This window comes from Campylobacter sp. BCW_6467 (genome assembly GCF_001762855.1).
GTDB lineage: Bacteria > Campylobacterota > Campylobacteria > Campylobacterales > Campylobacteraceae > Campylobacter_D > Campylobacter_D jejuni.
In genome coordinates this window covers 1-7,105 of the sequence record NZ_MJXP01000048.1, presented here as the reverse complement: position 1 = coordinate 7,105, position 7,105 = coordinate 1, and the positions used below count along the sequence as shown (strand labels likewise).

Genomic DNA, 7,105 nt, shown 5'->3' with positions numbered 1-7,105 from the left:
CCACTTGATATATTGTCTATTCCTTTGCTTTCTAGTTTTTCTTTGAGTTTAGAATAAATAGGAATTTGCAAATTTACTCCTAATATAGATAAATTGTTTTATTATAACCAATCTACTTAATACTTTTAATTAATTTAAATTCTTTGTTTTTAAGATATTCTTGTCTTAATGTTTCATCTGCTTTATCAAGCTCATCAGGACTTTTGTCTTTGGTAAGTCCTAAGAAAGCGTGGGTGAAATCTAAGCCGTTTCCATTATAAAGACTAACTAATATTTCATATTCTAAAAACTCATCAATATAAATCGTTGCATAATATTTCATTTATAAAATCCTTTCTAATATGTTGCCAGTCCATAAAAAAAGCAAGGCGAATAGTAAAACACTAAACATAAACTTTCTTTTAAAAATGGATATTAAGAAAAATACTCCTATACCACAACAACCAACAATAAACAAGCTTAAACTAGAAAAATAAAATGCTAAAAATATAAATACCGCAGATAAAACCAAAGGAATGGCATTATAAATATATAATAAATTAAACATTATGCAAGAATATACAATAACAAATAACTCTATTGCATTTCTATCAAATATTAATAAAAATAAATTCTTATCATATTTACCATAACTAATGTAAATGTAGTGAAAAGTTAGAATAATATAAGTCACCAAAGCAAGAATCAAGCTACACACAAACCAAGCAATTTGTCCACTTGATATATTGTCTATTCCTTTGCTTTCTAGTTTTTCTTTGAGTTTAGAATAAATAGGAATTTGCAAATTTACTCCTAATATAGATAAATTGTTTTATTATAACCAATCTACTTAATACTTTTAATTAATTTAAATTCTTTGTTTTTAAGATATTCTTGTCTTAATGTTTCATCTATTTTATCTAACTCATCAGGACTTTTGCCTTTGGTAAGTCCTAAGAAAGCGTGGGTGGAAGTCGATTTGCTTTATGCTTTCACCCAGAGTTTGAAAAAGATCATTCATTTATATTTTTATATTTTCTCTAGCTTGTTCCATAAGTTCTTTTGTGCTTACTTGTGGTTTGTAATTAAATGATTTAAAATAACTTGCCTTATAAGCATTTGCACATTCTTTGATTTTAGATTCTAACTCTGTAGGATTTTTTGGATCTTCATAGTATTACATACTTTTTTGGCTCTAAAGAGCAAGCAGAAAAAACACAAGCAGTAACTACACTTAATAAACTCAGTTTAATTAAATTTTGCATAAAAGTTCCTTTTTCTATAATTTTATATATATTTATAGTAACTATAATATACTAATATTTATTAACATATAATAAAATTAATTTTAAATAATAATATTATTATATAATATTTTACAAAATAATTATAAGAAATAATTATTTTTTATTTTAATATAATGAATTATCTTGTAATATCTTTATATAAAATTTTTCAATGAATATCAAAGACTTTTAGATTTTATTAGAAAGGATAAATAATAATGGAAAAAACTAAAAGCTATATCAAGCTTTTGATAAAGGGATTTGGGATATAGTATTATTCGGTATAATAAGCCTTATATTTATGATTGTTATGTTTGGTTATCTTATGGAAATTTTGCGAACACTCAACACAAAAGAAATTTATGCCACAGATAAAGACCTTATTGTAAGGCAAAGATAAAATTTTTGAGATTGGAAGTTTTTATTTTTGTTATCTTTCACACACATTTACTGCTATTTATGCCGATAGTGTAACTATATCTAAATTTGGCGAGGAAATTTATAATGCATATTCGTTTTTAGATCCACTCAGAAGCAATAATATCCAAGAATTGTATGCAATAATAAAACCCCAAACGCAAGAATATTTAAGCAAAATTGATTTGAAAAACTATGAATTTTTAAGAGTAGGCATAGTAAAATCTCACCACGATTTGATTTGGACTTTTTAAAAATTGAGGAATTGAGAATTAAATAAGGATAAAAATGAGCCAAACAAACAATAACACAGAAATCAAAGAACAAGACACTCAAGATGAAATCATTTGGGAAGGAAAAAAGCATATACCTTTGTTTTTGCTTTTTTGGATAACATATATTGTGCTTTTATGTTTTTTTCTTTATTTATTTCCTAGATTATTTAATCCTAGCAAAGAAATAGATTATAAATGGTTTATAGTTTTTTTTATATTTCTTTTGGGCATATATACATTTGCACGAGCGATCTATAAAATGGCAAATATTAAAAGAATTTATATCACAAAAGAAAAACTTGTGATTGAGTATTATATCAAAAATGATTTGGTTTTTCCTTTAGGAACTTTTTTTATATATTATCGTCAAATTTCATATTCACCTTCTCCAGGACATATAGTGATATACACCTTTGGAGATAAGGCCAAAGAATACCTTGAACCTGGTTTATTCAGTGCTGGCGATGATCCAACAAAAGGTTGTTGTGAAAAAATTAATGCCATTATAAAACCTCATGTAATGCCTTATTTGCTAAGCTTAAGTGATGAAGAATTTGAAAAAATCATTTCACATGTAAGCGGTTTTAGCGAAATTAATACCACTTTCCTTAAAGAAGCAATGGAACTCAGAAAAGAGAAAAAAGATGAATGAAAGCATTTATGGAAGTTTAGAGTTTTATTCCAAAGAAACTCAAAACACTCCTAGCAATAAAAGGGATTTAGGAGTATTTGGAGATGTTGCTCCTTATGCCTTAGGCATTACAGAAGGTTTTGCTACCGAAGCTTTTAAAAAAGGGATAGAGAGTTTAGATATAGATGCCAACTCTTTATTTTGGAAAACCATGCGTTATAAAATAACAGTAGTGAATTTTGGAATATTGAATTTTTTTCTGGCTAAAGCAGAAGGAAAATCCAATGTAAGAGCTTTGACTGAAACTGGTGTTGGTATTTTTACTGGAGTAGTTTTAAATAAAACTCCATTAAGTAAATATCGTGATGAATGTTCCAAACTTTTAAACGAGGCTATAAAAAGGCTAAGGAGTAATTAAGGATATAAATACTAAACTAATTAAAGAATTTATAATAATAAATTTAAATAAAAATTTACCTTTAAGGAAAAACATGGGAAATAAAGACTTTGGCTATTTTTTAAATGCTTTAGAAAACAATGATATAAAAGCACTTGAAATTTTACTCGTTGATGAAGAGTTATCAAATATGCAAGATGAGAATGGCAATACACTACTCCACCATGCAGCAAGACTAGGTAGCGCAGGAGGTGTGGCAATGCTAATTGATTGCAATCCTTTTATCCGTAATAATGATGGTAAAACAGCTTTTAATATAGCTTACGATAATGATGATATCTATATAGCCAAAATGATTGATAATGTTAAAGATAGTTGGCAAAGAAAGCATGGTAGGTATGAAGAAAAATTAGATGAAAGCGAAATGGATATTCCGTTTTATTTAACTGATGATAAAGAAAGTATTTTAAAACAATTTAAGGAAGAAAATATCATAACTGAAAGTTTATTAGATACTTCCTATGGAGATGGAATGGTTATATTGCAATCTGTTTTAAATGCATGGAATTTAAGTTTTATTAATAAAAAAATGCCTCCTGTTGTTGAAATTTTAATAGATCAAGCCAATGGGGATGTTGAAGCTTTAATAGATGGATTTGATAAACATATGGAGCAATGGGAAAATGAGGTTTGGGATGAACCTGCTGTATATGCTGGAAAGACTGAAGATGGTGAAGATGATTATCGCTATGAAACCGATCCTGATGAATGGATAAGAGAAATTATACCTTTTGATAAATGGGATGAATTAAAAAAACAAATGCGTTTATATGCAGTTAAAAAATGATTTTGATAGACTAATAACCCATAATAAGCTTGGGTTATTAGGTAAAACTTAGAGATAAAAATGCGTAAAATAACGCAAGTTAGATCCTTTAAATTAAAACTGCAATTTAGTTTTTGGGATTTTACACATTTTAACCATATTCAATACAAACAAATATATTTTTTGCAAGATATTTTTAAATGGACCGGTAAAGATAGAAATGATTTAAGCTTTAGTGTATAAATTTAGTAAATATCTTATTCATTTTTGTCGTGGCGATGAAATGTTAAAATACTCTCAATTTATATTTTATAATTTAAATAAAGATTTAAAACAAATACACATGAATTTTACTCTAAATAATAAAAATAATTATAAATTGATTACAGAAAAATTAGCAATCACTTGGGCTAAACTTAATTTTTTACATCCATTTAAAGAAAGACAATGAAAAACACAAAGGATCAAGAAGTGGTTTTATCTACCACAGACATGCTCACAGAAGCATAAAAACAATATTTAAAGAAATGTATCTACATCACATAAAATGAGCAGCACCTAATAAAATTATCATAAAAAGATTAAATTTAAATAATCCTGCTAATATAGAAGAGGAATTAAACAAAAACAAACAAATACAAAAAAATTAAAGGAAAAACAATGAAAACCTTAGAAGATATCAAAGCTATGAGCTATCAAGAAAAAGATGAATTAGAAGATTTAGTTCTTGAAATTATAGATAATAATGATTTAGTTAAGCTAAAAGATATTTTAAAGGATTATCCTGTAAAAATATCTTGTTATGAGCTTAATATTAAAGATGAGGATGGAGACTTTCCTTTATTTGATCCTTTTAATCTAATAATAAGAGCTGCACATGCTTGTGAAGAAAATAATAATGATTTTTCTATTTTAGATTATTTATTTGATGAGTATGGATTAAGTTTAAAAGATCCTAAATATAACTTTGCTTTTCATGATATGAAATATATCAAAGAAGCTAATGAAAAATACATCTTAATGGAAGAAGTAGAAGATACCATTATTTATCAAAACGCCCTAATTTATGATTATATACTCAATGCTGATAATCCAAATTCTCAAATCATTAAGTATCTAGTCAATCGTGGAGCTAAATTTGAAGTGCATAAAGATGGCTTTGGTTGGACTCCTATGCATTTTTGGGTTATGCAAAATAATTATGAATTATTAGAACTAGCTATTAAAGGAGGAGCTAATGTAGATATGCAAACCTTGCTTGATCCAAAAAGCGAATACAATGAAACCCTTTTATTTGAAGCTGTAAAAGAAGCAGAAACCTATAGGGTTTACACAGCTTTTAATTGAACTTGGAGCTAATGTAAATTTTATCACCCCAACATCTCCTTTAGATAATGCAAAAGGATCTAGAAATAAAAAGCTTTTAAAAGATGCAGGAGCAATGACTTCAGCTCAACTTGACAAAAAATACAATATATACTGGGATAGTGAAGAGTGCGAAAAAGATGAAAGCTATATAGAAAAATATTGTAAATTACTAAACGATGCTATAAAAAAGGCTAAAGAAAGTGAATGAGGGAATAGAAATTCACTTTGCTAAAATAAATTATAAGGAAAGATAATGAAAAATAAAAAATTATTGGATGATGAATATATACAAGAAGTGTTTAAATACTATCTTGAAAATGATAATTATTTAAAAGATGCTTTATATGGTTTAAAAAAATACGAACGAAGAGCTTTTATAAGTAGTATTTTAAGCTATGAATATAAAAATTTAGTAGAAAATGGCAATTTAAAAGTTGATGTAAAATATAAAGTTACCTTGCCGCCTAATCTTATTGCTGTTTTAGAATATGATAAAAGTGAATTTAATGGCGTAAATCTTCGAAATTTTATAAATGATTTGGAATTTGAATTAGAACATATAGAAATGGAACTTTATGACGATCCTGCTGACTTTGAAGGGGGAGATTATTATAATGAAGATAGCGATTGTGATGAAGATTATACGGTAGAAGATTGGGTAGAAGATCAAGTAAGCGATATTAAAGACTTTTTATATGCTTTAAAAGATTTTAAATGAAACAAACATTAAGCTCTAATCGAGTAAGCTTTTATCTTTTTTCTACTAAAACTTTTAGTGATGAAAAATATCTTAATGCTTGGAGCTTAAAAGGCGAGCGTTTAAATGCCAAAGATTGGTTTGAATTTAAACAAGCCAATAAAGACAAATTTTATAATAAGCATTTAGAAAATACCTTAAAAGCTATGCAAGAGTTTAAAGCTTATTTTAGTGTTGATCAATTTGAAGGCATAAATCTACATGGCGATGATGAATGGCTTGATTTTTTACCTTCAAATTATACTCAATTTTATAATCGTTTATGCAGGGATAAAAGTAAATATATTTTACATCGATATTATCAAAAAAATGATTTGGCAGAGATTGGTATGCTTAAAAATCTTTCTCCTAATTTTCCTTTTTGGGATGAAAAAGGAGAAAATTTTTCTCAAAATCAAATTGATATTTTTATAGAAAAAGATAATTTAGCACCCTGCTTTAATAAATATGATATTTATTTTAATTCTTCACTTGAGCTAAGCTTTAATTTTAGTGATGAAAGCTTAGAATATTTAATTAACAATTATAATCACAGAATCAATCATACTTTTACTCCAAAAAGTCAAGATGAGATACAAAAAGAATTAAATTTAAGCAAAGAAGATAAAATCATTTTAGAACTTGAAAATATGTTTTTAAATCTTTGTAAAGGCATCAGTGCTGATTATGCTTTTATGGATTTTTCTTATTTTTTTGTAGGATATGATCATACTTTAGATTCTAAAAATAATACTTTAAAATCTTATCCCATTAATCAAGATAAATTAATTCATAAAAGAAGTTTTAAAGAATATATAGAAGAATATGCAAATACTTACTTTTTAAATTATTATTCTAAAGAGTTTTTAAATGAACTTGACAATCAAGAATTAAACAAAGATAGACTTAATTATTATCTTATTAATTACAACAAAATTCCAAAAAACACAGAAGAAGAAAACATACAAGGCATACTTTCTAAACAAAAAGATATAGATATCAATTTTGTAAATTTTATAGATTATAAAGACTATGTTTATAAAAATAAAGATGATTTTTGGGAGTTTTCAGAAAAAGAAAATTCTATACTTTGGGAAAAATTTCTAAGTAAAAATACCTTAAAACCTTTTCCTTTAAATTTTGATTGCTCTTTAGAAGAAAAGCTTCTTTATGCTAAAGATGAACAACTA

Annotated in this window: 8 protein-coding genes and 2 pseudogenes; 8 read left to right on the top strand and 2 right to left on the bottom strand. The window is 26.3% G+C overall.

Going from position 1 to position 7,105, the window contains the following annotated elements:
- Positions 1 to 112 precede the first annotated feature (112 nt).
- Together AJ888_RS07280 and AJ888_RS07275 are read right to left on the bottom strand one after the other, a co-directional pair.
- Positions 113 to 322, bottom strand: coding sequence for a hypothetical protein (locus tag AJ888_RS07280; RefSeq protein ID WP_044780640.1), 210 nt, complete (start codon positions 320 to 322; stop codon positions 113 to 115).
- Positions 323 to 784 (bottom strand): hypothetical protein, encoded by a 462-nt coding sequence (locus tag AJ888_RS07275; protein WP_002861557.1) that lies wholly within the window; start codon positions 782 to 784, stop codon positions 323 to 325.
- 1,186 nt (positions 785 to 1,970) lie between these two features.
- Here AJ888_RS07275 and AJ888_RS09650 point away from each other — a divergent pair.
- The 8 genes and pseudogenes from AJ888_RS09650 to AJ888_RS07240 form a co-directional block, all read left to right on the top strand.
- Positions 1,971 to 2,609 carry a hypothetical protein gene (locus tag AJ888_RS09650; RefSeq protein ID WP_079861052.1) on the top strand — a complete coding sequence of 213 codons (639 nt, stop codon included), beginning with the start codon at positions 1,971 to 1,973 and terminating at the stop codon, positions 2,607 to 2,609.
- Positions 2,602 to 3,006, top strand: a complete 405-nt coding sequence (locus tag AJ888_RS07260) for a hypothetical protein (protein WP_002861559.1) — start codon at positions 2,602 to 2,604, stop codon at positions 3,004 to 3,006. The genes AJ888_RS09650 and AJ888_RS07260 overlap by 8 nt, the downstream gene beginning before the upstream one ends.
- 73 nt (positions 3,007 to 3,079) lie before the next feature.
- Positions 3,080 to 3,832, top strand: a complete 753-nt coding sequence (locus AJ888_RS07255) for an ankyrin repeat domain-containing protein (RefSeq protein ID WP_002861560.1) — start codon at positions 3,080 to 3,082, stop codon at positions 3,830 to 3,832.
- A 214-nt stretch (positions 3,833 to 4,046) separates the two neighbouring features.
- The gene (locus AJ888_RS09070) at positions 4,047 to 4,262 is read left to right on the top strand and encodes a hypothetical protein (protein ID WP_002861561.1); all 216 of its coding nucleotides are present in this window, start codon (positions 4,047 to 4,049) and stop codon (positions 4,260 to 4,262) included.
- Positions 4,252 to 4,461: pseudogene (locus AJ888_RS09585) on the top strand (hypothetical protein); the annotation flags it as partial. The gene AJ888_RS09070 and the pseudogene AJ888_RS09585, both read left to right, overlap by 11 nt.
- Positions 4,462 to 4,471: 10 nt before the next feature.
- Positions 4,472 to 5,387, top strand: a pseudogene (locus AJ888_RS07250) (ankyrin repeat domain-containing protein).
- A gap of 45 nt (positions 5,388 to 5,432) precedes the next feature.
- Positions 5,433 to 5,897 (top strand): hypothetical protein, encoded by a 465-nt coding sequence (locus AJ888_RS07245; protein ID WP_070296221.1) that lies wholly within the window; start codon positions 5,433 to 5,435, stop codon positions 5,895 to 5,897.
- Positions 5,894 to 7,105 (top strand): hypothetical protein (locus AJ888_RS07240; protein ID WP_070296220.1); only part of this gene is annotated, 1,212 nt, incomplete at its 3' end. The genes AJ888_RS07245 and AJ888_RS07240, both read left to right, overlap by 4 nt.

Bases quoted from the DNA above. Each gene is read 5' to 3' on its own strand.
- AJ888_RS07280 (WP_044780640.1), bottom strand. From the start codon at position 322: ATGAAATATTATGCAACGATTTATATTGATGAGTTTTTAGAATATGAA.
- AJ888_RS09650 (WP_079861052.1), top strand. From the start codon at position 1,971: ATGAGCCAAACAAACAATAACACAGAAATCAAAGAACAAGACACTCAA.
- AJ888_RS07260 (WP_002861559.1), top strand. From the start codon at position 2,602: ATGAATGAAAGCATTTATGGAAGTTTAGAGTTTTATTCCAAAGAAACT.
- AJ888_RS07255 (WP_002861560.1), top strand. From the start codon at position 3,080: ATGGGAAATAAAGACTTTGGCTATTTTTTAAATGCTTTAGAAAACAAT.
- AJ888_RS07245 (WP_070296221.1), top strand. From the start codon at position 5,433: ATGAAAAATAAAAAATTATTGGATGATGAATATATACAAGAAGTGTTT.